The organism is Brevibacterium sp. S22 (assembly GCF_004745485.1).
GTDB lineage: Bacteria > Actinomycetota > Actinomycetes > Actinomycetales > Brevibacteriaceae > Brevibacterium.
The window spans coordinates 282496-306142 of the sequence record NZ_RHFG01000001.1; the positions used below are offsets into that span (position 1 = coordinate 282496).

General features: G+C 65.3%; 18 protein-coding genes. 6 read left to right on the top strand and 12 right to left on the bottom strand.

The features are described 5' to 3' along the window. Nucleotides 1-11: 11 nt before the first annotated feature. Nucleotides 12-1010 carry a stage II sporulation protein M gene (locus tag EB835_RS01500; protein WP_135807717.1) on the bottom strand — a complete coding sequence of 333 codons (999 nt, stop codon included), beginning with the start codon at nt 1008-1010 and terminating at the stop codon, nt 12-14. Nucleotides 1011-1125: 115 nt separating this feature from the next. Here EB835_RS01500 and EB835_RS01505 point away from each other — a divergent pair, with 115 nt between their 5' ends. Then, nucleotides 1126-1950, top strand: a complete 825-nt coding sequence (locus tag EB835_RS01505) for an RDD family protein (protein ID WP_240688471.1) — start codon at nt 1126-1128, stop codon at nt 1948-1950. Between the two features lie 126 nt (nt 1951-2076). On the opposite strand, the gene ahcY is transcribed toward EB835_RS01505, so the two are convergent. The 3 genes from ahcY to EB835_RS01520 all read right to left on the bottom strand — a co-directional run bounded on the left by ahcY (nt 2077) and on the right by EB835_RS01520 (nt 5545). Further along, nucleotides 2077-3537 carry an adenosylhomocysteinase gene (gene ahcY / locus EB835_RS01510; protein ID WP_135807718.1) on the bottom strand — a complete coding sequence of 487 codons (1461 nt, stop codon included), beginning with the start codon at nt 3535-3537 and terminating at the stop codon, nt 2077-2079. Nucleotides 3538-3707: 170 nt separating this feature from the next. Beyond that, nucleotides 3708-5192 (bottom strand): phosphohexomutase domain-containing protein, encoded by a 1485-nt coding sequence (gene manB, locus EB835_RS01515; protein ID WP_135807719.1) that lies wholly within the window; start codon nt 5190-5192, stop codon nt 3708-3710. After that, the gene (locus tag EB835_RS01520) at nt 5189-5545 is read right to left on the bottom strand and encodes a DUF3499 domain-containing protein (protein WP_135807858.1); all 357 of its coding nucleotides are present in this window, start codon (nt 5543-5545) and stop codon (nt 5189-5191) included. Before EB835_RS01520 ends, manB begins: the two co-directional genes overlap by 4 nt. A gap of 88 nt (nt 5546-5633) precedes the next feature. Here EB835_RS01520 and EB835_RS01525 point away from each other — a divergent pair, with 88 nt between their 5' ends. After that, on the top strand, nt 5634-5996 hold the full coding sequence (locus tag EB835_RS01525; RefSeq protein WP_135807720.1) for a metallopeptidase family protein: 363 nt from the start codon (nt 5634-5636) through the stop codon (nt 5994-5996). A 123-nt stretch (nt 5997-6119) separates the two neighbouring features. Here the strand turns inward: EB835_RS01525 and EB835_RS01530 are convergent, their stop codons facing one another. The 3 genes from EB835_RS01530 to EB835_RS01540 are packed head-to-tail and all read right to left on the bottom strand — an operon-like array spanning nt 6120 to nt 10914. Continuing rightward, nucleotides 6120-7577, bottom strand: a complete 1458-nt coding sequence (locus tag EB835_RS01530) for a DUF5719 family protein (protein WP_135807721.1) — start codon at nt 7575-7577, stop codon at nt 6120-6122. Continuing rightward, on the bottom strand, nt 7574-10666 hold the full coding sequence (locus EB835_RS01535; RefSeq protein WP_135807722.1) for a glycosyltransferase family protein: 3093 nt from the start codon (nt 10664-10666) through the stop codon (nt 7574-7576). The genes EB835_RS01530 and EB835_RS01535 overlap by 4 nt, the downstream gene beginning before the upstream one ends. Then, nucleotides 10663-10914, bottom strand: coding sequence for a WhiB family transcriptional regulator (locus EB835_RS01540; RefSeq protein ID WP_167200753.1), 252 nt, complete (start codon nt 10912-10914; stop codon nt 10663-10665). Before EB835_RS01540 ends, EB835_RS01535 begins: the two co-directional genes overlap by 4 nt. Nucleotides 10915-11452: 538 nt before the next feature. Between EB835_RS01540 and EB835_RS01545 the strand changes: the two genes are divergently transcribed. Genes EB835_RS01545 through EB835_RS01560 form a run of 4 tightly spaced genes read left to right on the top strand, consistent with a single transcriptional unit; the run spans nt 11453 to nt 14749 of the window. After that, nucleotides 11453-12580 carry a coenzyme F420-0:L-glutamate ligase gene (locus tag EB835_RS01545; protein ID WP_135807723.1) on the top strand — a complete coding sequence of 376 codons (1128 nt, stop codon included), beginning with the start codon at nt 11453-11455 and terminating at the stop codon, nt 12578-12580. A 43-nt stretch (nt 12581-12623) separates the two neighbouring features. After that, nucleotides 12624-13316, top strand: coding sequence for a hypothetical protein (locus EB835_RS01550; RefSeq protein ID WP_135807724.1), 693 nt, complete (start codon nt 12624-12626; stop codon nt 13314-13316). Next, a complete protein-coding gene (locus EB835_RS01555; RefSeq protein WP_135807725.1) occupies nt 13304-14074 on the top strand; it encodes a CoA transferase subunit A in 771 nt (256 codons plus the stop codon). Before EB835_RS01550 ends, EB835_RS01555 begins: the two co-directional genes overlap by 13 nt. Before the next feature lie 12 nt (nt 14075-14086). Next, nucleotides 14087-14749 (top strand): 3-oxoacid CoA-transferase subunit B, encoded by a 663-nt coding sequence (locus EB835_RS01560; protein WP_135807726.1) that lies wholly within the window; start codon nt 14087-14089, stop codon nt 14747-14749. Between the two features lie 562 nt (nt 14750-15311). Here EB835_RS01560 and manA read toward each other — a convergent pair. From manA to purE, 5 genes are all read right to left on the bottom strand, one after another. Then, entirely contained in the window at nt 15312-16631 is a 1320-nt protein-coding gene (gene manA, locus EB835_RS01565; RefSeq protein ID WP_135807727.1) for a mannose-6-phosphate isomerase, class I, read from the bottom strand. 290 nt (nt 16632-16921) lie between these two features. Then, the gene (locus EB835_RS01570) at nt 16922-19762 is read right to left on the bottom strand and encodes an NlpC/P60 family protein (RefSeq protein ID WP_168216590.1); all 2841 of its coding nucleotides are present in this window, start codon (nt 19760-19762) and stop codon (nt 16922-16924) included. A gap of 265 nt (nt 19763-20027) precedes the next feature. Next, a complete protein-coding gene (locus EB835_RS01575) occupies nt 20028-21578 on the bottom strand; it encodes an LCP family protein (protein ID WP_240688474.1) in 1551 nt (516 codons plus the stop codon). Nucleotides 21579-21882: 304 nt separating this feature from the next. Then, complete coding sequence (locus EB835_RS01580; RefSeq protein WP_135807862.1) at nt 21883-23031, bottom strand: acyl-CoA dehydrogenase family protein; 1149 nt, start codon at nt 23029-23031, stop codon at nt 21883-21885. Nucleotides 23032-23069: 38 nt separating this feature from the next. Then, nucleotides 23070-23597, bottom strand: coding sequence for a 5-(carboxyamino)imidazole ribonucleotide mutase (gene purE / locus EB835_RS01585; protein ID WP_135807728.1), 528 nt, complete (start codon nt 23595-23597; stop codon nt 23070-23072). Between the last annotated feature and the right edge of the window lie 50 nt (nt 23598-23647).

A 23647-nucleotide genomic window follows, 5' to 3' on the forward strand; every position in this document is an offset into this window, starting at 1 on the left:
GAGCCTGCCGCTCAGCGGTCGGTGGAGACGACCGAATAGCCGGCCTGGTGTTCGTCCAGGTCGGCGCTGAGACCGACCGCGGCCGCGCGTCTGCCGAAGTACCAGGCATAGACGACGACCGCGGCGGTATAGGCCACTCCGATTGAGATCTTGATCGCCGGCGGAATCGGGTTCGGAGTCACGAATCCCTCGATGAGACCCGAACCCAGCAGCAGCAGCACGAGGCCGCCGGCGACGACGAGCAGCGAGCGGGCCTCACCGGCGAGTCTGTCACGGCGCAGGCGCGGACCCGGCACCACCCACGCGAAGAACAGCCGCAGCCCCGCGGCCGCGGCGAGGATGATGCAGCTGATCTCCGGGATCCCGTGCGGCAGGATGTAGAGGAAGAAGTCCGAGGCTCGGTCGAACTCGAACATCATCGCCCCGGAGAAGCCGACGTTGACCGCGTTGGAGAACAATCCGACGACGACATAGCCGCCGGTGATGCCGAGGAGGACGAACTGGACGGCGATCCACGCATTGTTCGTCCACACGCCGACGGCGAAGAATCCGTTCGGATTCTCCTTGTAGTAGTCCACGAAGTCGTGTTCGGCGAACTGCCGTCTGAACTCACGGCTGCCGAAGGTCTCGAGCACTTCCGGATGCGTTCCCGCCCAGATCCCCGACAGGACGGCGACGGCGAGGAACCCGGCAGCCACGATGACGAAGTCCCACCGCAGTCGGTACAGCGACAGCGGCAGGCTGATGACGAAGAATCGCGCGAGTCCCGACAGCCCTCCGCTGGGCACGGACGAGAGATGGTTGCGCGAACGGTGGACGATGGCCGAGAGGCGGGCAGCCTCGAGCGAATCAGGAGCCACGGTCGTGATCTGCGACAGATCCTTCGATGCGGCCCGGTAGAGCTCGAGAAAACGGGTCGTCTGCCCCGGTGTCAGCGTGTTCTTCTTCGCCAATGCCGACAGCTCCTGCCAGTCATCGCCGTGCAGCTGGGCCAGCAGGTTCGGATCCATTCCTCCACCCTATCGGAGACCACGCACGGGCACCTCCGACCCGGCCGGAGATCACACGGCCATGCTCTGGGCGAAACGCCCACCTCGGAGCCCTCGGATATGACACGATGGTCGGGTGAGTACTCTGATCACCGGTGAAGCCGTCGAACTCAACGTCCAGCCGGCCGCTCTGGCGGCTCGGGCACTGAGTTGCCTGATCGACTACATCGTCTATTCACTGGTGAATATCGGGCTGCTCATCGCCATGTTCTGGCTGATGCTCAAGGTGCTCGATCTCAACGGGCTGCTCCTCGGCTCGCTCATGACCGTCATGACCATCTTCGTGTTCGTGCTGCTGCCGATGCTCGTCGAAGTGCTCAGCCACGGTCGCTCCCTCGGCAAGCTCATCCTCGGGCTGCGTGTGGTCCGCGACGACGGCGGCGCGGTGCGATTGCGGCATTCCTTCATCCGAGCCCTGCTGTGGCCGTTCGAGGTCGTCTCCAACGGCGGCGGGATCGCGGCACTGTCCGGGCTGCTCTCGCCGCAGGCCAAGCGCCTCGGCGACTATCTGGCCGGAACCATTGCCGTGAGCGAACGCAGCCGGCCTCTGCCGCCGATGCACACTCATGTGGCCCCGCAGCTGCACGACTGGCTGAACCGCACCGACGTGACCACGATCCCCGACGGTCTGCATCGGCGCATCGTCGCGTTCCTCGCCATGGCACCGCAGCTCGGCACGGAGTCACGGTGGCAGCGCGCGATCGAACTCGCCACCGAGCTCAACCCCTATGTGGCGCCGGCCCCGCCGGAGGGGACGTTTCCCGAACAGTTCCTGTCCGCAGTCATCCACCGACAGCGCATCGCGGAGGTCGAGAAGCAGCGGCGGCGTGCGGACCGTGCGAATGCGTTCCGGTCCGGGGTCGACTCGCTTCCCTACGGGCTCAGCCTCACCCGCCCTTGAGGACTCGACCCGCCTCTCGGCAGCCGACAGGCGATCCCGGCGTATGAGAAACCCGGCGTATGAGAAGGTCCGCTCTGCCTGCACGCAGAGCGGACCTTCTCGCACGACAGACCGCTGCCTGCTCGATCAGTAGCGGTAGTGTTCGGGTTTGAACGGCCCCGCCACGTCCACTCCGATGTACTCGGCCTGTTCCTTGCTCAGCTCGGACAGCTTCGCCCCGAGCGCAGGCAGGTGGAGGCGCGCAACCTTCTCATCGAGTTCCTTCGCCAGCCGGTGCACCGAATTGCCGTAGTCGTCGTGGGCGTTCCACAGCTCGATCTGTGCCAGCACCTGGTTGGCGAACGAGGCACTCATCACGAACGACGGATGGCCGGTGGCGTTGCCCAGGTTGAGCAGGCGTCCCTCGGAGAGGACGAGGAAGTCCGTGCGATCGCGGCCGAGTCCGGCCTCGGCGGGCACGGGCACGCTCCACTCATGGACCTGCGGTTTGATCTCGATCTTCTCCACTCCGGGCAGGCGGGACAGACCGGCGAGGTCGATCTCGTCGTCGAAGTGGCCGACATTGCCGACGATGGCACCGGGTTTGAGCGTCTGCAGGACTTCGACGGACACGACCCGGGTGTTGCCGGTCGTGGTGATGATGATGTCGGCCTGGGGAGCCGCCTCGGCGAGGATTTGGACCTGGTAGCCGTCCATCGTCGCCTGCAGCGCACAGATCGGGTCGATCTCGGTGACGATGACTCGCGCCCCCTGCCCGCGCAGCGCCTCGGCCGCTCCCTTGCCGACGTCGCCGTAGCCGATGACGACGGCGATCTTGCCTCCGATGAGGACGTCGGTGGCGCGGTTGAGCCCGTCGGGCAGCGAATGACGGATGCCGTAGCGGTTGTCGAATTTCGACTTCGTCACCGAGTCATTGACGTTGATGGCCGGGAACGGCAGTGCACCCTGTTCGGCGAGGCGGTAGAGGCGGTTGACTCCGGTCGTCGTCTCCTCGCTCACGCCCCTGATCTCAGCAGCCAGGCGGGCAAACCGACCGGGAGCGGCCTCGATGGAGGCAGCGATCTGCTTGAGCAGGACCTTGAACTCCTCCGGGTCGTCCTCGGCGGCGGTGGGCACTCCCCCGGCGGCTTCGAATTCGGTGCCCTTGAGCACGTACATGGTGGCATCGCCGCCGTCGTCGAGGATGAGGTTCGGACCCTCCTCGAAGTCGAAGATCTTGTCCGCGGCCCACCAATACTCATCCAGAGTCTCGCCTTTCCACGCGAAGACCGGGACTCCGGCCGGGGCCTCAGGGGAGCCGGAGCCGACGACGACGGCGGCTGCGGCTTCGTCCTGAGTGGAGAAGATATTGCAGCTGGCCCACCGGACTTCAGCGCCGAGTGCGACGAGGGTTTCGATGAGCACCGCGGTCTGCACGGTCATGTGCAGACTGCCGGCGATTCGTGCCCCGGCCAAGGGCGCGGTCGAGGCGTACTCCTCACGCAGCGCCATGAGGCCGGGCATCTCTCTTTCGGCGAGGCGGATCTGGTGTCGGCCGGCCTCGGCCAGGCTGAGATCGGCGACCTTGAAGTCGGTGGAATCGAGCACGGTACCTCCATACGGCGGGCTGTCGGATCGACTTCGAGTCTATTGCCGGGCAGGCGACTTGTCGCGTCGTGCCCGATCCGCGGACAGCAGATCTGCGGCCTCACGCGCGCATACCCGCACCCGCGCCGACGTATAGCTGCACCCGCGCGGCCGGCGACGGAGAGCCCGCCTCAGGTGCGGGCGGTGACGAAGTCCGTGACCTGGCGGGTGAGAGCGTCCAAATGCGCCGAATCGGCGGCTTCGACATTGAGTCGGATGAGAGGTTCGGTGTTTGACTTGCGCAGGTTGACCCACCAGTCCGCCCCCTGCAGCCCGATCCCGTCGAGGTCATCGATGGTGCTGGTGGGGAACTCACCAGCGTGGGCGACGAAATCCGCGAGCACCGCATCGGGATCGGAGACCGTGAAGTTGATCTCCCCCGACTGCACGAACCGATCATAGTCCGCGACCAGCCGGGACGCCGGGGCTCGTGATTCGGCGAGGGCGGAGATGAGGTGGCAGGCGGCGAGCATCCCCGAATCGGCGCCGTAGAACTCGTCGAAATAGAAGTGCGCGGAGTGTTCGCAGGCGAAGACGGCTCCGGTCTCACGCATGAGCGTCTTGATTCCCGAATGCCCGACCTTCGATCGCAGCGCATGTCCGCCGGCGGCGGCGATCGTCTCGGCCACGCTGCGGGAGGTGATGAGGTTGTGGATGACGGTGGGGCGGTCGTCGCCGAGCGCTCGGGCCCGTGCGATCTCCCGTTCGGCGACGAGTGCCCCGACGGCAGAGGCCGACATCGTCGCTCCCGTCTCGTCGATGAAGAAGCAACGGTCGGCGTCCCCGTCGAAGACGAGCCCGAGGTCTGCTCCGGTGTCGACGACCGCGCGTGCGGCGTCGACGAGGTTCTCGGGTTTGAGGGGATTCGCCTCGTGGTTGGGGAAGGTTCCGTCGAGTTCGGTGAAGAGTCCGATGACATCGAAGGGCACCGAGGCGGCTCCCGCATCCGTGCCGAAGACCTCCCCGAGGAGGCGCCCGGCCATGCCGTTGCCGGCGTCGAGCACGATCGTCAGTCCCGTGACCTCATCGACATGCGTGAGTTCGCGGATCCGTGCCGCGTACTGCTCCCGCATCCGGGATGCCGCTGCCTCATCCTCTTCGACGGTCCGACCGTCGCTGCACGGTGCCGTGATCGCGAGCTCCTTGATCCGGGAAAGGCCGGAAGCCAGGCTGACGCCGCCTGCGCGGGGTCCGCAGATCTTGATCCCGTTGTAGTCGGCGGGGTTGTGGCTGGCGGTGATCATGGCGCCGGGCAGATCGAAGATGCCTGAGGCGAAGTAGAGCTGATCTGTCGAGCACAGGTCCAGCAGGACGGCTCTCGCTCCGGCGGCGTCGACACCGGCGGCGAAGGAGTGGGCGAACCCGGGAGAGCTCGGTCGCATATCGTGACCGATGACCACCTCGGTGCTGGCGTGGATCTCGGCCATCGCTCGTGCCGTGGCCCAGCCGAGGGTGAACAGGATGTCCTCATCGAGCTGATCGGGAATCCGTCCGCGGATGTCATAGGCTCCGACAGCGACGTCGAGGGCGGCCGATCTGGCCCGCCCGAGCTCGGAGTCCGGCAGAATCTGCGCTGCGGAATCGGTTCCGGTCGAGCTCGGTTCGGGGTGGCTCATGAGTCGCCGATGATGCGGAGGTGACCGTGTCGGCGCCCCGAGGCCGCCGGATCATCGGCCGATCCCGCTTCGGGACGCGGCGGAGTCCTATCCGCACGGCCGGCGGCTTCCCTGACGGCGTCGGCGATGGCCAGCAGGTCATCGTGGCTGCGTTCGGGCGGGGCCTGTCCGGAATCGATGCGGATGAGCTGCCAATCCACGGGTGGGGTCAGCTTCGCCGCATGTTCGGCGCACAGGTCATGAGCGCCCGGCTCGGCTCGCCTGCCCAGGGGTCCGATGACGACCGTCGCATCAGCGTGCACGTACGTCATGGTGGCGGCGGCGGGGCGCGAACAGCTGACTTTTGAACACATTCTCACGGCTGACACAGTCCCACACTCTACACGCCACGGCCCGCCGAATCGCTCAGGCACCGCGGCCTCGCACGTAGAATGAAGTGCTATGAGACCAAGGCGACATCGCGACCGACACGGGCGGGGTCTGCGGTCGCCGCTGCACCGGGCCGAGGTGCCTGCGCGGCTGAGTCGAGCGGAGAGTTTCGCCAAGGTCGCAGCCGCCGAGTTCGCCCGGATGCGCGGACGCGAACCCGATCTCCTCGCCGAGGTGGTGCTGGCCGTCGACTCCGTCCCACCGGCGAGCTCGACCGAACCGAGCTTCGGTCGCGTCTTCCCGGCCGCCGGGAACCGTCCCACCCATATCGTCCTCTACCGGCGGGTGATCGAAGACCACGCCGGCAGTGAAGCCCGGGATGCGCTCATCGCCGAGGTGGTCGCCGACCAGGTCGATATCCTCCGTCGCACCTGAGACCGACCGTCCTGCCTGAAACAGACCGATCCGCCCGGGGCCGACTGCCCGCTTGCTGCCGGTACGTCGCGGTCGAATCTCTTCGTCCGGCTCGCCGAGGCGGTCCTCCGTCACGGCGGGGACTCAGCCGAGGCGGATATCCCGATAGGCCACGCCTGCAGGAGCCGGCGCCGGAACGACAGTGGAGATTCCGTCCTCAGTCGTCACGACGAGAGTCGCGTGCACCCCATCAGCCTGCGAACCCGCAGCGTGAGATCCCTTGAGGACAAGTGCGCGCACCGAGTCGTCGGAGACGTCGCTCGGGCTGAGCACGGTCGTTCCCGTCGGATTGAGCTCGATCGACTGCGGATCAGTCAGCGAACCGTCGTCGAGCATTCCCTGCACCTGAACATGCCCCTGACCGGGTGAAAGGTGCAGGGTGGACTCACCGGTGCGCGGAAGTGCCATGATCTGGGTCTCGGCCAGGGAGTCGGTGGACGGGATGCTGCCGAAGTCGGCGGCACCCTTCTCTCCGTCCTTGCCGATGAAGGCACCTGCCTGGATGCGTCGGGGCGATTCGAGGACGAGGCTCGTGGCATCGAGATCGCCGAGTTCGGCTTCCGCGACACCTCGGCCGACCACGGTCATCGAGGAACGGGGAATGTCGATCTCGCCGTCGGGACCATAGGCTTTCAGTGAGACTTCGGCGAGATCGCTGCCCGGGTTCGCGACCCGCACTCGCACATCCTTGCCGCTGAGCCCGGTGAGCACCTGCTGGCGGTCGGCTCCGGCGCCGCCGGCAGCGAGGTCGATGCCCTGAGGCTTGAGGCCGTCGAGGACGGTCTCCTGAATGGAACCGGCCAGGACTCCGCCTTCGACCGTGACATCGACGGCCAGGGCTTCGGCCCCTCCGGCCAGACCGCCCAATGGAACGGCACGCTGCTCACCGGCCTTGATGCTCAGCTCGGTCGGTTCGGCAGATTCGCCGCCGGGAGTCATGAGGGCGACCTTCGCCTGCACAGGAACGTCGCCCGGGTTGCTCAGCAGCAGCTGCGAGTTCGAGCCGGCCTCACCGGATCCGGCGACGATCCGGAAGTTGCTCGAGGCCTGGGCACAGGTGAGTGTGGCGAGTCCCGTGAGATCACCGGAGCTGCCTTCGACGGTTTCGAGTCCGGTCGTCAGCGCGGGTGCACCCGGACGGGCGACACCGGTGACGAGCTTCGTCGAGTCGATACTGTCGTCTCCGGAGACGAAGCCCTGGCCGGCGGAACTGTCGAAGTCGATCGATCCGCCGAGGTCGGCGACCTGCAGGCGGGCCGATGAGGTCGATCCGTCTGCGGCACCGATCGGCGCGGAGGCGGAGACGACGCGGGTCGAGACCTTCGAATCGTCGACGAATTCGGCATCGGTGCCCTCGGCCTCCCCCGCTGTGAGCAGAGGTCCGGGACAGACGACGCGGGTGTCCGCGGTGGGCATGCGCACCTGTTCGGGACTGCGATCCAGGGTGCCGGGGGTCAGCGGAGTGAGGAACGAGGTCATGGCCACGAGCACTCCGGGTACGGCGATGGCCGTGAAGGTGACGATGCTGCGCTGATGCTTCATGCTTTCGCCTCCGCACGGCCGGTCTTGGTCGTCTTCTCGTTCCCTGCCCGGCCGAAGGGGACGGCTACGATGAGGCTGAGCAGTCCGAGCACCCATCCGGCGATGACTCCCGCCGGATAGAGCGGTGAGTTCAATGAGATCTCGACCGTTCCGCCTGCGGCGGGCAGGTCGAATTCGCTCGCCCACGCGTCTTCACCGGGTTTCGGCTGCGGCAGCGGTTCGCCGTCGATGCTCGCGGTGATTCCGTGCGAAGCATCGGCGATCGTCAGGGTGCGTCCCTCCTCACCGGCAGGCACCTTCGCGGCAGCACCCTGCATCGCCGCCGTGGAGACCTTCCCTTCGGCGTCGCGGATGAGGAAGCGTCCGCTGTAGGGCTTGTCGACGTGCCACAGCTGTCCCGACGAGGTGGGCCCGACAGGCAGCAGTCCTTCCGAAACAGACACGGAGTTCGCGAGGCCGCCGGCGTTCTTGCCGACGAGGACGAAATCGACGCCGAGCTCACCGAGGATGTTCCCGAGGTCACCGGCATCATCGGCCGAGAGCGCGGACGCGGCCTGGGCCACGAGCACCTGGTCGGAGGTGATCGGCAGGGGGCGACGCTGCCACGGCCACCCTCCGACGGTCTCGGCCGAGGTCACGGTCGATGTGCCCAGCACTGTGCCGTCGGCAGAGGAGATGAGGGTGGCCAGAACCTCTCCGTCGACATTGTCCAGACGCAGAGTGCGCGCCTGAGTCGCACCTTCCGCGCGGTCGGCCGCCAGGGCGGGAACGCTGCTCTCGGAGGTCGCGATGACTGCATCAGTCGAGGTCGTGGCCCGTCCGGCGCCGATGGCGATGAGCCCGACGGCGGCCACTGTGACGAGCGCAACGAGGCCGCGCATGGGGATCCGGCCGGAGGCCGCGGAGCGTCCCTTGGCCGCACCCTTCGCCTCATTCGAACCGGCTTTGCGGCTGCGCACTGCGCGTCGGCCGGCAGTGCGGTCGGCGCCGAGGGACAGCAGCAGGATCGACCCGAGGCTGACCAGGGTCAGGCCTGCTGCCGGGTACGAGCCGATGAGGTGGAACGGTCCGGTCTGCGCGGGCAGATGCACTTGGATCGCGGCGAGGATGAGCCCGCTGAGGTAGAGGCCGACCGCCCAGGACAGGCGGGAGAGTTCGAGCCTGGCTTCGATGAGGGTGAAGAAGGCCAGGATGAGCATCGGCAGCACGAGGAGCGGAGCCCAGAGCTCGAGGATGCCGGCAGAGACACTGCCGAGGCCGAGGCCGGAGATCACATCCGCCAGCCAGGACATGTCGATCGGCGTGGGGAATCCGACGGCCAGCAGATACGTCGGAGCCGATTCCGCGGCCAGGGTCTGCCCCGGCATGGTCAGAAGCGTCCCCGGTTCGCGGACCACGGCCCACAGCCATGGCCATCCCAGGAACACGGACGGGGCCAGCAGCCACAGATGGCGCAGACCGCGGCCGGATGCCAGCAGCACCGCGGTGCCGAGGACCGCAACCAGCAGGAGGAGCGGAACACCGGCGGTGATGATGAACAGCAGCAGGCCGGTCCCGGCTGCCGCAGCGATCGATCCGGCGGTCAGGCTGCGGCGCAGGGTCAGCGCCGCCAGCGGTGCACAGATCCAGACGAGGACCACGCCGAGGCGGCCTTCCGACAGCGCGGTCGTGAACAGCGGAGACGCGATCCACAGCAGAGCGGCGAAGCCGCGCACCCACCGTCTCGCAAGGATGCTGCCGGCGCCCGCATAGGCGGTGACAGCGGCCAGAATCGGTGCCGCCAGCAGCAGCGAGCGGACCATGACGTCGACATGGCCGAAGAAGACGAGGGACAGGACTCCGAAGACGAGGTGGTAGGGGTCGGACGGCACTGCTGAACCGGTCGAGACATCGAGGTGGCGGCCGAGCAGGCGGTCGAAGATCTCGCCGAGACCGATATCGGTCGCTCCCAGGGCGCCGCCATCGAGGTGGCCGGGGCCGAAGAGTCTGTAGCTGATGAGACCGCTCATCACCGCTGCAGCCAGGATCACGTACGTCAGAGGTGCGCGCAGCAGGCTCGAACCACCGGAGATCTCCAGGCGGGAGAAGGAGTCGATGGCCTCCTCGGTGTCGCCGACCGGGTTGAGTTCGGCATCGGCGTCGGGTCCGCCGGTGGGAACCTCTGCCGGGCGCGAGTCTTCGCTCTCACCGCTCATCGTCCGGCGTTGGACGGCCAGTTCATCGTCGTCAGCATAGAGCGCGGCGACGGATCGTCTGTCCGCCTTGGTACGGCGGGCGTTGGCACGTCGCAGCGGGGCGGTGGTCGACACATCGGCGGGAAGGCCGAAGAGCGCCGAGAAGTGCCACCCTGCCGGACCGAAGTTGTTCGACAGCAGCCCTCCGACGATGCGGCCGAGGTGGCCGACGGCAAGCAGGCAGAACAGAGAGAGCAGCCCCTGTCCGGCGAGGCTGAGTCGGTAGCGCTGTTCGGTGCGGATCTGTGTCTTCGAAGTCGGCGGGTGGGGTGAGGAGCCGAGACGAGCGGCAGAGGCTGAGGAGATCTCCATCCGAGCGCGCGGTGCCAGCAGCACACGGGCGCCGAGGTCGCGCAGACGACGAGAGTATTCGAGACCGGAATAGGCCGGGCCGAGCACCCGGGACGGTGCTCCGATGCGGCGGAGTTCAGAGGAGGCCAGGAGGAGGCCGGGCAGGTCGAGACCCAGCGTTTCGATCTGACTGTCGCGCTGGCCCTGATCGATTTCGCCGGAGCCGACCGGATTGAACCGCTCCCCCACCGAGGTGGTGCTCACTCCGGCGGAGACGATGCGACCGGAGCACATGAGCTTCGGTCCGACGGCGGCGATGGATTCGGTCTCCCCGATGGCGTCGAGCAGCTCATCGAGGCAGTCGGGTTCGGGACGAGAGTCGGGGGTGAGGAACCACAGAAAATCCGATTCCGCGACCTCCGGCATCTCACCGGCCTCGCGGACAGTCCGTCCCCCGAGATCCACCACGGGGATCTCGGGGAAGTGCGGACGAAGAGCTGTTTCGAGCTCGACCTTGCTGGCATCGTCGCCGGAGACGACGACGATGGTGACGGCTGGACTCACACGACCTTTTTCTTGAGCCGGCGGCGTTCGCGTTCGGACATTCCGCCCCAGATGCCGAAGCGCTCATCGTTGGCGAGAGCATATTCAAGGCATTCGGAACGGACATCGCAGGAGGCACAGACCCGCTTGGCTTCGCGAGTCGAACCGCCCTTTTCCGGGAAGAACGCCTCGGGGTCGGTCTGAGCGCAGAGGGCCTGGTCCTGCCAGGACAGTTCGCCGTCTTCTGCGGCGCCCAGGAGCAGCGACAGCGGTGAGACGGCAGAGTTGTCCGTCGGCAGCGGTGTCAGATCGCTCGGATCGACGGCCAGCGGATCCGGCAGCGTCTCGGGCGTACGTGCTCCTGGTTCGATGAACCAGTCTTCGGCACGGCGGGAGGTGACTCCCGGTGCGGCGGTGAAGTCTTCTCTCTCCCGCCATTCTCTCTGTGCACTTTGCACGGTTTTCCCCTTTCTCACGCTCGAGCAGTTCCGTTGCCGTGACTGAGCCGTTCAGTCCGATGTACGGTCGAACTCCGGAGGATCCCTGCTCGGCGCGTTCCCCTTAGGTATAAATTACACGCGTGTCATTACCACCCCGTCAAGCCCTTATGGAGTAATGAGATACCCCATGAGACGCTATTCGAACATGCGTTCTCATGCACACGCGCCAAGAACCCCACATATAGGCAGTCGCCCTACCATCCGGCACAACCTGTGGGATCCGCCTGAACAAACCTGGAGAATTTAGAAACTGGACGCCCTCAATGGGATTATGGAGGAATGAGAGTGGAATCACCGGTGGCCGAGCATGAATGATCGTCTGCTCACCGTCTACGCGCCTCCCGTCGACGAAGAGATCGCGCCGGGTTCCGACCTCTCCGCGATCCTCGTCAACGCCCTGCGGCGCAACCGCATCGACCTCAAAGACGGCGATATCCTCGTCGTCGCCTCCAAGGTCGTCTCCAAGGCCGAGGGGCGGATGCGCACGGTCGCCGATCGGGACGAGTTCGAGGAGCTCGTCTCGGAGACCGGCACCCACTTGGTCGCCGAACGCTCCTATCGTTCCGGCACCACCGTTCAGGTCGTACGCACTCCGGCGGGCACCGTGCAGGCCGCAGCGGGTCTCGACCAGTCGAATTCCGGCGGTGCCGTCATCCTCCACCCTCTCGACAGCGACCGCTCCGCCGATGGCCTGCGCCGACGGGTGGAGGAGGCATTCGAGGTCCGCATCGGCCTGGTCATCTCGGATACGAGTTCACGCCCGTGGCGGGTCGGGGTCGGCGATATCGCCATCGGCCTGTCTGGGTTCTCCGGCCTCGACGACCAGCGGGGCCGCCCCGACGACGACGGACGCGTCCAGACCGTGACCGTCCGCGCGATCGCCGACGAGATCGCGGCGGCCGCCGATCTGGTCAAAGGCTCCTCACGCGGACTGCCGATGGCATTGGTCCGCGGCGCCGGCGGGTACCTCGACAACGGCTGCGATGGTGCCCGAGCTCTCTCCCGTGAGCTAGACGAAGACTGGTTCCGCCACGGCCATGTCGAAGCCATTCAGCGCGGGCTGGGTGTCACCGATCTGCCCGGCAGCGCCCCTGCCGGCGACAACAGCGACGACATCCTCGAACGCGTCTCCCGAGCGATCCGCGTCGTTCGCGGCGGCCAATCGCGGACTCCTGGACATACCGCGTGGCGGATGCGCATCGAAGGCGCCGGATCGCGGATCACACTCAGCCCCTCCGACTCACCGGCCACCGCTCAGTCCGGCGGTCCCCCGCTGCTCGAGGCGATGGTCGGGCTCGGGTCTCTCGTCGAACGTCTCCACACAGCACTCTTCGCCGAGGACCTCAGCGCCTCCACGCGCTATCACTGGGTCGATGGAGAGCTCGGAGCCTTCCCCCGCGGTGTGACGATCGACATCGGCCTCATCGTGCCCTGACCCACTCGACCGGCACCCCCGACGAACAAGCATGGAAGCGAATATGGATCTCTCAGTCATCTCCCGCACCGGCGGCCCAGTCCTGATCTGGCGCGGACCCGATTTCGATCGCCTCGATCTCACCGGCCCGGTCGTCTCGAATTGGGTGAATAAGGGAGTCGGTCTCTTCGGCGACTACGACCTCGGCCCGGACTTCACCCTCTTCTCTCCGCTGCCGGAAGGTCTGCACTGGCGCGAACTCGTCGCAATCCTCAGCGTTCTGCTGGCCGGAGGCAGCGTCGTCATCGCGGCCGAACCGCCGACGGAGGACTTCATGGCGATCGTTCCCTTGGGTCATGAGGATGATGACTCGGTGGCAGATGCCGACGAGGTCTTCGTCTTCAATCCTCCGGCGCTGGCTCTGAGCACCCCGGTCGGTTCCGACTTCATCGACGTCAACTCCGCCATCCGCGCCTACCCCGATGTCACAGCACGCCGCCTCAACGCTTCGGGAACTCTCGAAATCGATGGTCAGGTCATCGACTGGACGCGCTCCGAGGCGGTCGACCCGGCCCGCCCGGAAGGACTGCTCGTCTCGAACTCGACCCCACGGCCGGCCGAGTGGCCGCACTTTCTGCAGCACCTCCTCGGCGGTGGTGAGGTCCTGCTCACCAGCAGAGTCGACGATGCTCGCATCCCGGACCTGGCCGACGGGCTGGGAGTGGTCCATGGCACACTGGGCACATGGACAAAGTAGTTGATACCCCCGCAGCAGCGGTGGCCGACATTGCAGATGGATCATCGATCGCCGTGGGCGGCTTCGGTGTCGTGGGCGTGCCTGAATTCCTCATTCGCGCGCTGCAGGACCAAGGCGCCAAAGACCTCGAGGTGATCTCGAACAACGCCGGCGTCGACGGCCGCGGACTGGGCATCCTGCTCGCCGACGGACGCCTGCGTCGGATCATCGCCTCCTATGTCGGTGAGAACAAGGAATTCGCCCGCCAGTACCTCTCCGGCGAACTCGAAGTCGAACTCACCCCGCAGGGCACGCTGGCAGAGAAGATGCGCGCAGGAGGCGCAGGGATCCCGGCGTTCTACACCATCACCGGTGCCGGTACCCAGATCGCCGAGGGCGGAATGCCGTGGAAGTACGACGCGGACGGCAACGTCATCAAGGAATCCCCCGCCAAGGAGACGAAGGTCTTCGACACCTTCGACGACGAGAAGGAATACGTCCTCGAGAAGTCGCTGGCCCCTGACTACGCTCTCGTCCGAGCCGCCGTCGGCGACCGCCACGGGAACCTCGTGTTCCACTCCTCGGCACGGAACTTCAATCCGCCTGCCGCGCAGTCCGCGCGCATCACCATCGCCGAGGTCGAGAAGCTCGTCGAACCGGGAGAGATCGATCCGGACCACGTGCACGTGCCCGGAGTCTTCGTCCACCGCGTGGTGCCCCTGACCCCTGAGCAGGTGGCCGACAAGCCCATCGAGAAGCGCACCGTCCGAGAAGCCTGAGGAGACACAGATATGTCATTGACACGCAATCAGATGGCGGCCCGTGCCGCCCAGGAACTCGAAGACGGCAGTTACGTCAACCTCGGCATCGGCATGCCGACGCTGGTTCCGAACTTCCTGCCCGAGGGCGTCCACCTCGTGCTCCAGTCCGAGAACGGCCTGCTCGGAGTCGGCCCCTACCCCACCGAAGATGAGATCGATCCCGACCTCATCAACGCGGGCAAGGAGATCGTGACCATGAATCCAGGCGCCGCCTACTTCGACTCGGCGGCGAGCTTCGGCATGATCCGCGGAGGCAAGATCAACGCCGCGATCCTCGGCGCCATGCAGGTGGCGGTCAACGGCGACATCGCGAACTGGATGATCCCGGGCAAGATGGTCAAGGGCATGGGCGGAGCGATGGACCTCGTCCACGGTGCCCAGCGCGTCATCGTCATCATGGACCACGTCGCCAAGGACGGTTCGCACAAGCTGCTGGACTCCTGCGACCTGCCGCTGACCGGCAAGGGCGTCGTCGAACGCATCATCACCGATATCGCCGTGCTCGACGTCAGCGGAGATGCCTTCACCCTCGTCGAACTCGCCCCGGGCGTCACCGTCGACGAGGTCAAGGAGAAGACCGGCGCCGAGGTGATCGTCCCCGCCGACGTCCCCACCGTCGAGGTCGCTGCCTGAGGCCGATCCCACCACGGACGACGAAGCGGGCCGGTTCTCTGATCTGAGACCCGGCCCGCTTCGTCGTTCCCGCGGCTGCGTCCCGAGGCGATCGAGCTCCCGGCAGCAGGAGGAGCTGCCCGGCCCCGCGGCAGCGGGAGGAGCAGCCCTGCTCGAGAAGATGGAAACCGCCTCGAAATCAGCATCCGAACGTGATCACTTCTTCATGTTCGGCCCCTCGCGCCTCTCCTCTGCCGACCCCTGAGCAGCGCCATTCACAGCCGGAAGCAGAATTGTCTGGTCGTTCCGCGGCGATTTCTTCGAGGATATCGCCGCGGAACGACCAGACAATCCACCTTCAGGGGCATTCAGGGCTCTGCGCGAGCGCGACCGCGTCCGGCCGATGGTGCACCGCAGGAGCCTTCGCACAAACAGCAGCGCAGGAGCTATCGGGAAGCGGTTGTCGTTCGCACTACGGCGCTGTCCGATACCGCGGCAGCAGTGCACTTGCGAGGGCCACCGCAGACCGAGGCTGGCGAAAGCTGCCGCAGAATGGGGCTGCGGGTTCCTGCTCGCCGACGCCTCAGCGCCCGCCCGCCCCGGTGCCCAGTCCCGTCGTGGCCACGAACAGATCGCCGTGGCCGTCTGCTGTCACCGTCGGTTCGTTTGCCGCGATGAACGCACTCTGCCCTCGTTCGAGAGTGAGCGTCGAGCCCAGCGAGCTGAGCGTAACAGTTCCCGCGGTGCACAGCGCGATCGCAGCACCCCGCCGCTCTACCGTGTTCAGGCGCGGGCACCGCAGCGCCTGCAGAGCGAAATCGTCGGTGGGACCGAGCAGCATTCCGGAACGGTCCGGTTCGACCATCCGCGGCGCTCCCGCACGAAAGTCCGTGATCGTCGACAGCTGTTCGATGTCGACATGTTTCGAGGTCAGCCCTCCGCGCACGACGTTGTCGCTCGAAGCCATGATCTCGATGCCGGTGCCGAAGAGGTATGCGTGCAGCACCCCGGCATCCATGGTCAGTGCCTCGCCCGGCTGCAGGTGGACGCGGTTGAGCATAATCCCGACCAGTGCGCCCGGGTCGTGGGGGTAGTCGGTGACGAGTTCGCATAACGTCTGCGCAGGGTCGACGGCGCTGCCGGCACGGCTGATGTGCCCGACCGGCAGTTCGTCGATTCCGTGGACGGCCACCTCGTCGACGAGCCCGGGTGTCCGTGGGTCGCTGAGGATGATTTCGACGGCGCGAGACAGCGCTTTGGCCTCGCTGAAGGACTTCAGGGCAGCGATGATCGCTCCGAGCACGTCCAAGGACGGCGGTGTCAGAGGCTGGGAGAGCATCCGTTCGAAGGTCGCCCGCACAGCCTTGCGGGGGCGGAAGCCCGTGAGCGCGTGGAAGTCCGTGAGCGCGTAGATGAGCTCGGGTTTCGCCGAGGGGTCTTTGAAGTTGCGATCGGGTGCATCGAGGGCTGGTCCCGCCGCCTCTTCGACTGCGAATCCGGCGCGTGCCTGTTCCCGATTCGGATGCACCTGGATCGACAGGGCCTTACTTGCCGAGAGCACCTTGAGCAGGAACGGCAATCTCGCCCCGAAGGACTCGAGGGAGTCGTGCCCGAGCAGACCCTCCGGGTCCCCCGCCAGGTATTCGATGAGGTTGGGTCCGAGTCGAGGCTCGGTCTCGGTCGCCACGCCGCCCGTCGACTCCTGACCGCCGAGGCGGTTCTGCCCTTCCAGCTGAGCCTGGGTTCGCGCGGGGCCGACTTCGAGACGAGAAGGGCTGACCGGGTGGGCGCCGAGCCAGAGCTCTGCGCAGGGGGTGCCGTCCGGAACAGTGCCGAGGATCGCGGGAATCGCGTCTGTGCTGCCCCATTCGAAGTTTTTGACCGTGTTGTGCAGACGATGCACTGCGGGCCCCCTTTAGACAGGATCGAGTCGGATTCACATCCGGTGAGTTCCGGTTGTGCTCCGTCCAGCGTAATCCCACCATCACGCGCAAAGAAGGCACTTCACTGACTGTTCAAGCGAAGTCACAATCTATTCACCGCTTGTCACCTGGGAGGATACATTCGACTCGGTCAGCGCTGTCCACAGAATCATCTGGGAAACCAGACAGTGCCCCGAGGGAGATCCGCAGTGGGATCGTCCTCAGGGCACTGTCTTCCTGACGCTGTGCGCACTGTCCTCGATGCCGGGGATCAGCCGACTACGCGGATGACCTTGGCTCCACGGTCGAGCATCCAGCTGTAGCTGCGCTTCGTGGTGTTCGTCCGCGTCGAGCCTGCATCGTACATCTGGCCCTTGGTCTCGGAGATGATTCCGATATGACCGGGGATCCAGATCAGGTCGCCGGCCTTGGCGTCCTTGATCGAGATCTCCTTGCCGGCGTAACGCTGCTGACTGGTTGTGCGCGGCAGTTTGACGCCGTTCTTGCCATAGACGTACTGGGTGTATCCCGAGCAGTCCCAACCGGACTTGGGCGAGGTGCCGCCCCAGACGTACTTGACGCCGAGGTTGGCCTTCGCATCCTTGATGATGGACGCACGCTGGGCCTCAATCTTCTCGGCCTTGGTCGGCTTGTCCTTCTTCTTGGAGTCGTCCTTAGACTTGTCATCCTTCTTGGAGTCGTCCTTGGACTTGTCATCCTTCTTGGAATCGTCCTTGGACTTGTCATCCTTCTTGGAATCGTCCTTGGACTTGTCATCCTTCTTGGAATCGTCCTTGGACTTGTCATCCTTCTTGGAATCGTCCTTGGACTTGTCATCCTTCGAGTCTTTGTCGTCTGCAGAACCTTCCCCGGAGTCTGCAGGCGACTCGTCATCGCTGGACTCGTCTCCGGGCGGAGTCGTGCCGCCCGGAGCATTGTTGTCGGTGACTCCGCCGGCGATCGACCCCTTGGCGGAGAACTCGGTGGTTCCGTAGCCTTCGGCCCAGACGAGCCGTGCACCCTGGAAGAGCTGCTCACCGCGGCCCTTCTTGTAGACCACGTCCGACTTGGGGTAACCGAGGTGACCCTTGACGGTCCCCTTGTCGCCCCAGTACTTCATGATCGTGCCGGCGGCGTAGTGGGCGCCGGTGTCCTTCGACCAGTAGAACGAGCCCTTTTCGAAGCGCTGCGCGACGCCCCCGTCCTTGAGGCCGCCCTTCTCCGCAGAGGTGGGCAGCCCCAAGTCGGTGACTGCATTGCCCTTGTACGCCGAAGCGATCGCTCCGGACAGGTGGTAGGCGCCCGTCTTCTTGGACCAGTAGACAGTGCCCTTCTCGAACTTCTGCGCCTTGGCGCCCGAGACGCCCTTGACGTCGTATTCCTTGCCGAGAGCCTTACCGAGCTTCTTTTCCTTGGCGTACTTCTCGATCGAGGTCTGTGCCTTCGGCTTCTCGGTCTTCTTGTCGTCGTCCTTTTTGGAGTCATCCTTCTTCGAATCGTCCTTCTTGGAGTCATCCTTCTTGTCGCTGGGCTGTTCGCCGGTCTTCAGAATCGAGTTGACCGTCGAGCGCATCTCGCCCAACTTCGCGTAGAAGGCATCACCCGGGCAGTCGGTCTGCCCCAGGTCGCGGTGTCCGACCAGGTTCGACTTCGTCGCCTTCGAGATTCCGTTGAGGGAGAACTTCCAAGCGATCGCCGAGGCGACGGCATCGCGGGTCTTCTTCGGCGGAGCCGCACTGTTGTAGGTACCCAGCACGGAGATGCCGAAGGTTCCGCTGTTATGTCCGGCGACGTGGGCACCGATGACGGCCTTCGAGACGTCACCGCCGCGGGCATGCCAGAGGCGTCCGTACTTGTCCGCGACGACGTTGTAGCCGATGTCGTTCCAGCCACGCCCATCCTGATGGTAGGCCTGGATACCGCGGATGATTCCGGGGACGTCCTCGGCAGAGTAGCTGTTCGAACCCGAGGTGTGGTGAACGACGGACTGCTTGATACCGCTGGCGTAGTCCGGGCTGCCACGGTAGGCCTTGGCACCCCACGAGCTGCGCGAGCCGATCTTCGGCTTCGACACCTTCTTCGCCACGGTGTCCACCGTGGACGATCCGGGAACGTAGTTCTGGTTGGTCACCGTCGCACCCGCGGCTGCGTCCACATTCTCGGCGGAGGCCGCCTCGGCGTCGGTCGACTCATCGGTCGCAGCCTCTGAGGCGTCCTCGGAAGCGTCCGACGTCTGCTGATCGAGCTCGACGGGTGCGTTCTCGGAGACTGCCTGGGCGTCGCCGGCGTCGCGCTTGGGATCGACGAGCACGAGCTCCGCGTCGCTCGGTGCGGAATCGCCGAGGATGCGCATCTGCACACCCGAAGCGTTCGTCACCGTCATCGGCTCCGAGCCGTTGTTCTGAGCTTCTTCCTGCTGCTCCTCGTCGAGCGTGTCCCAACTGCCCCATTCGGACCCGTGCTTGATGCGGACCTGGATGCGGATGTTGGACTTCGCTTCGGAGAAGGTGAAGCCGACGAGGCTCGGATTGTTCGTCGGAACATCGAGGACGTCCGAGATCAGTGCGATGTTCACACCGTCCTCGGTCTTCTGCCGGACCGAACCGGAGATGTCCTCGTCGTCGGACTTCTCGTCTTTCGCGCCTTCGTCGTCGGACTTGTCGTCGTTGGACTTCTCGTCCTCGGACGTCGACGGATCCTCGGTCTTCTCATCCTCGGCGGGTGACTGCTCCGCGTCGGAGGGAGTTGAGGATTCCGACGGCTCGATCTCGGCGGAACCGGATGTCAGCCCTGCCGAGACGTTGTTGACCGTGCCGGTGGCAGCCGTGGCGGAGGCATTGACGACATCGGGCACCTTGGCCGAGGCGAGAGCGGTCTGCGACTTGAAGATGTTCGGCAGATTGCTCGTGGCGCTCTGATTGGCGGCGGTGGCGGTGGAATCACTGGAATCGCGGGCACCGGGGACGTCGAGTCCGTCCTTGCTGACGTCGAGCGCCTCTTTGGACACTTCGGGCGACGACGTGGCTGCAGCAGCCGTCGTTGCCGTGACCGCTAAGGTGCCGACCAGCGCAACAGAAGCGCAGCCCGCGACAGTGGGCAATAGATATTTCATCGTTACAGCCTTTTCGAGGAAGACAGGGAAGTTCAGGCCTCGAGGTCCCCTGCACCGTTGGCAGAACGGTGGGCAACCCCAACATCTCAAAATTGTTACACATTTTCGGCGTGTCAGACTAGCCACAGAGCAGAATATTCTAATTACACGAGTGTGATTCCCAGTATTGGCAAGGGACACACCGAGCAAAAGAATTTCCCGGAATCGTCGTGGGACCGACCGATTCGGTCATTGTTCCCATTTCGACCGGACCCACAGCGGTGCCTCAGGGCACGTAGCAGATCGCCTTTGCGTCGGCTTCATCGCCGTTGTCAGCAGAGCTGTCGCCGGCACCCTGTGCCAGCAGCTGCGGCCCTGAACCGGAGTTCGGATCGAGTCCCGCATCGACTCCGGCAGCGGCTGACTGGTCGCCTCCGGGAACCGAGAACGCGCCTTTGTCCTCCTCGGAGGACTTCGACGACTCTTCGATCTTATCCGCTACCAGCTGATGTGCCACATCGAAGTCGGGCTGCGACGGAGTGATGCGTGGCGGGGTGAGGTCGACGGATTCGATCTTCTGCGACTTCACCTTGAGCGCGAGGTCGACGAACGAGTCGACCTGAGACGACGGGATGTCCGTCGCCACGGCCCCCGGAGTGGCTTTCGCGATCGACTGGTACCGGGTGAGCACGGTGGCCGGATCGAGCTGCTTGACCATCGCGGTCTGCACGCAGCGCTGACGGATCATCCGCTCGTAGTCGCTGGAGAACTCCCGGGAGCGGGCGAACCACAGCGCATTGAAGCCGTCGAGCTTCTGCTTGCCCGGTTCGATCCAGCCTTTGACCGGCCCATGCTGACCCGTGCTCGGATCGACCTTCGACGAGATCGGCACCCGCTTGCCGGAGACCAGAGTGATCCCACCGAGGGAATCGATGAGGTTCTCGAACCCCTTGAGGTTGATCATCGCGTAGTACTGGACTTCGAGGCCGGTGACACCCGAAACGGCGTCCATCGTCGCCTGCTCTCCAGCCTCCTTCGGGTCGTCGAACTCGTCTTTGTGCTCTTCGCCCTGTTGGAAGACAGCGTTGAGCAGGCATTCGTCTCCGCAGTTGTATCCCTGCGGGTAGTGCTTGTGCAGCGGAGAATCGTCCGGGAACGGCACGTTCTCCATATTCCGGGGCAGACCGATGATGACCGATTTGCCGGTCTTCGCATCGATCGAGACCAGTGACAGCGAGTCCGGTCGGATTCCCGTCCGCCCCTTTCCTGCGTCCGAACCCAGCAGCAGGATGTTGTACCGGCCGTCGACGGGCTTGAGCGCCTTGCCCGAGGCGAACAGGTCGCTCATCAGACCCCGCTGGGAATTCAGAATCGTCGTCCCCCAGGCCAGAGGCCCCACGACGATGAGCAAGAGCGCGCAGAAGGCCGCCACGAAGCGTTTGCGGGCCTTCCGGGAGATGGTGACGATCCGGACGCGGCGCAGGGTGTCGAACAGACACAGGGCCCAGTTGATCGCGATGACGGGCACCCAGATGGTCAGAAAGGTGAGAATGAACGGGTTCGTGCCGATGGTGAACAGGAATGTGCGGCTGATGAGGACGATCACTCCGGCCACAAGAGCCAGGATCCAGCTGATGCCAGTGATCGACAGTGAGATCTTCGCCCAGCGGCGATAGCCGAACAGGAGCTGCACTCCCCCGGGTACGAATGCTGTGACGAGAAGCAGGAGCCACGCCCGCACATCACGCGTCGGCTGCGAGGCATACGACGGGTGGCGGATCGGGTCCACGTATCTCGTTTCGGCCACTGACTTCCCTTCGCCTCGCGCTCTGGTCATGGACTGATGTTGACGTCGACATCCGCGGACGACCGCGCACAGGTCGTTTCGCCTCATCGGGCGCCCACCGCAGACTACTGTGCCAAAGACAGTTCAGAGTCCACTGTGTTCACCTATTGTGTCGCGTGAGAACCGTCGATTCCGGCACATCCGCGCCGCGCATGTCGCATTCTTCGCACGTGCGATTCTTCACAGGCAGAAGAACGGGCACTGCGGGCTCTCCCATCAGGAGAACCAGCAGTGCCCGTTCGACTCAGCCCGGCCGAGTTCGTACACGGCTCGGAGCAGAGACCTTGAACCCGCCTCAGGCGAGGAGCTTGCGCCCCATCACCATCCGCTGGATCTGGTTGGTGCCTTCGTAGATCTGCGTGATCTTCGCATCGCGCATCATCCGCTCGACGGGATGGTCGACGACGTAGCCGGCACCGCCGAGCAGCTGCACGGCATCGGTGGTGATCTCCATGGCCGCGTCCGAGGCGTAGGCCTTCGCGGCGGCACCGAAGTAGGTGAGGTCCTCATCGCCGCGTTCGCTCTTGGCGGCGGCGGTGTAGGTGAGCTGACGTGCCGCCTCGAGCTTCATGCCCATATCGGCGAGCATGAACTGGATGGCCTGATTCTCCGCGATCGACTTGCCGAACTGCTGGCGATCCTTGACGTAGGCAAGCGCGTAGTCGAGCGCGCCCTGGGCGATGCCGACGGCCTGAGCGGCGATCGTCACACGGGTGTGATCGAGCGTGCGCAGGGCGATCTTGAGGCCCTCACCGGGCTCACCGACGATCCGGTCGCCGGGCAGGCGGACGTTGTCGAAGAGCAGCTCACGGGTGGGCGATCCCTTGATGCCGAGCTTGCGTTCCTTCTCGCCGAAGGTGAAGCCCTCATCGGACTTCTCGACGACGAAGGCGGAGATGTTGCGTCCGCGTGCGCCTTCGGGGTCTGTCACGGCCATCACCGTGTAGTACTCGGATTCCCCGGCGTTCGTGATCCAGGTCTTGACCCCGTTGAGGATCCAGTCGTCACCGTCGCGGACGGCGCGGGTCTTCATCGAGGCGGTGTCCGAGCCGGCTTCCCGCTCGGACAGTCCGTAGGAGAACCCGGCTTCGCCTGCGGCCACCGACGGGAAGTACTTCTTCTTGATCTCTTCGCTCCCGCCGAGCTGCACGGGCATGCTGCCGAGCTTGTTCACGGCCGGAATGAGCGAGGACGAGGCGCAGCCGCGTGCCACCTCTTCGATGATGATCGCCACGGCCAGTGCGTCGGCCCCCATACCGCCGTATTCCTCGGGGATGTGAGCCGCGAAGAAATCCGTCTCGACGAGGGCGTCATGGGCTTCCTGCGGATAGCGCGAGTCGGCGTCGACCTCGGCCGCAAACGGCGTGATCTTCTTCTCGACGATATCGCGCACCGCGGCGCGGATCTCTTCGTGCTCTTCGCTGGGCTGGTAGAGGTCGAACATCATTCTCCTAGGACTTATCAAACGTTCAGCAAAATCTATTATTCCTGCAGAGCCCTGCCTTTGTCGAGGGCGACTTGCCGCAGCTGGCCCCGATAGTCGTCGAGACGGGAGCGCAGAGCTTCTGCTTCTGCCCCCTGGCCGGCCCCGAGGATGCGCGCCGCCAGGAGGCCCGCGTTTTTCGCTCCCCCGATCGAGACGGTCGCCACGGGGACTCCGCCGGGCATCTGGACGATGGACAGGAGCGAGTCCATTCCGTCGAGGTATTTCAGCGGCACCGGCACGCCGATGACAGGAAGCGAGGTCATCGACGCGATCATCCCGGGCAGGTGGGCCGCTCCCCCGGCTCCGGCGATGATCACGCGCACTCCGCGGTCGGCCGCGGACTTCGCCCACGCCACCATGTCTTCGGGCATGCGGTGGGCCGAGACCACCTCGGCACTGGATTCGATGCCGAGCTCGTCGAGGGCCTCGGCGGCGGCCTGCATCGTCGGCCAGTCCGAGTCCGACCCCATGACGATGCCGACCGGAGCCGCTGTCGGAATGGATCCTTCGTTCGCTGTGGTCATCTGTGCTTCCTTCACTGCAGGCGGTTCGGTCCGGACGGTGCTGATGAGTT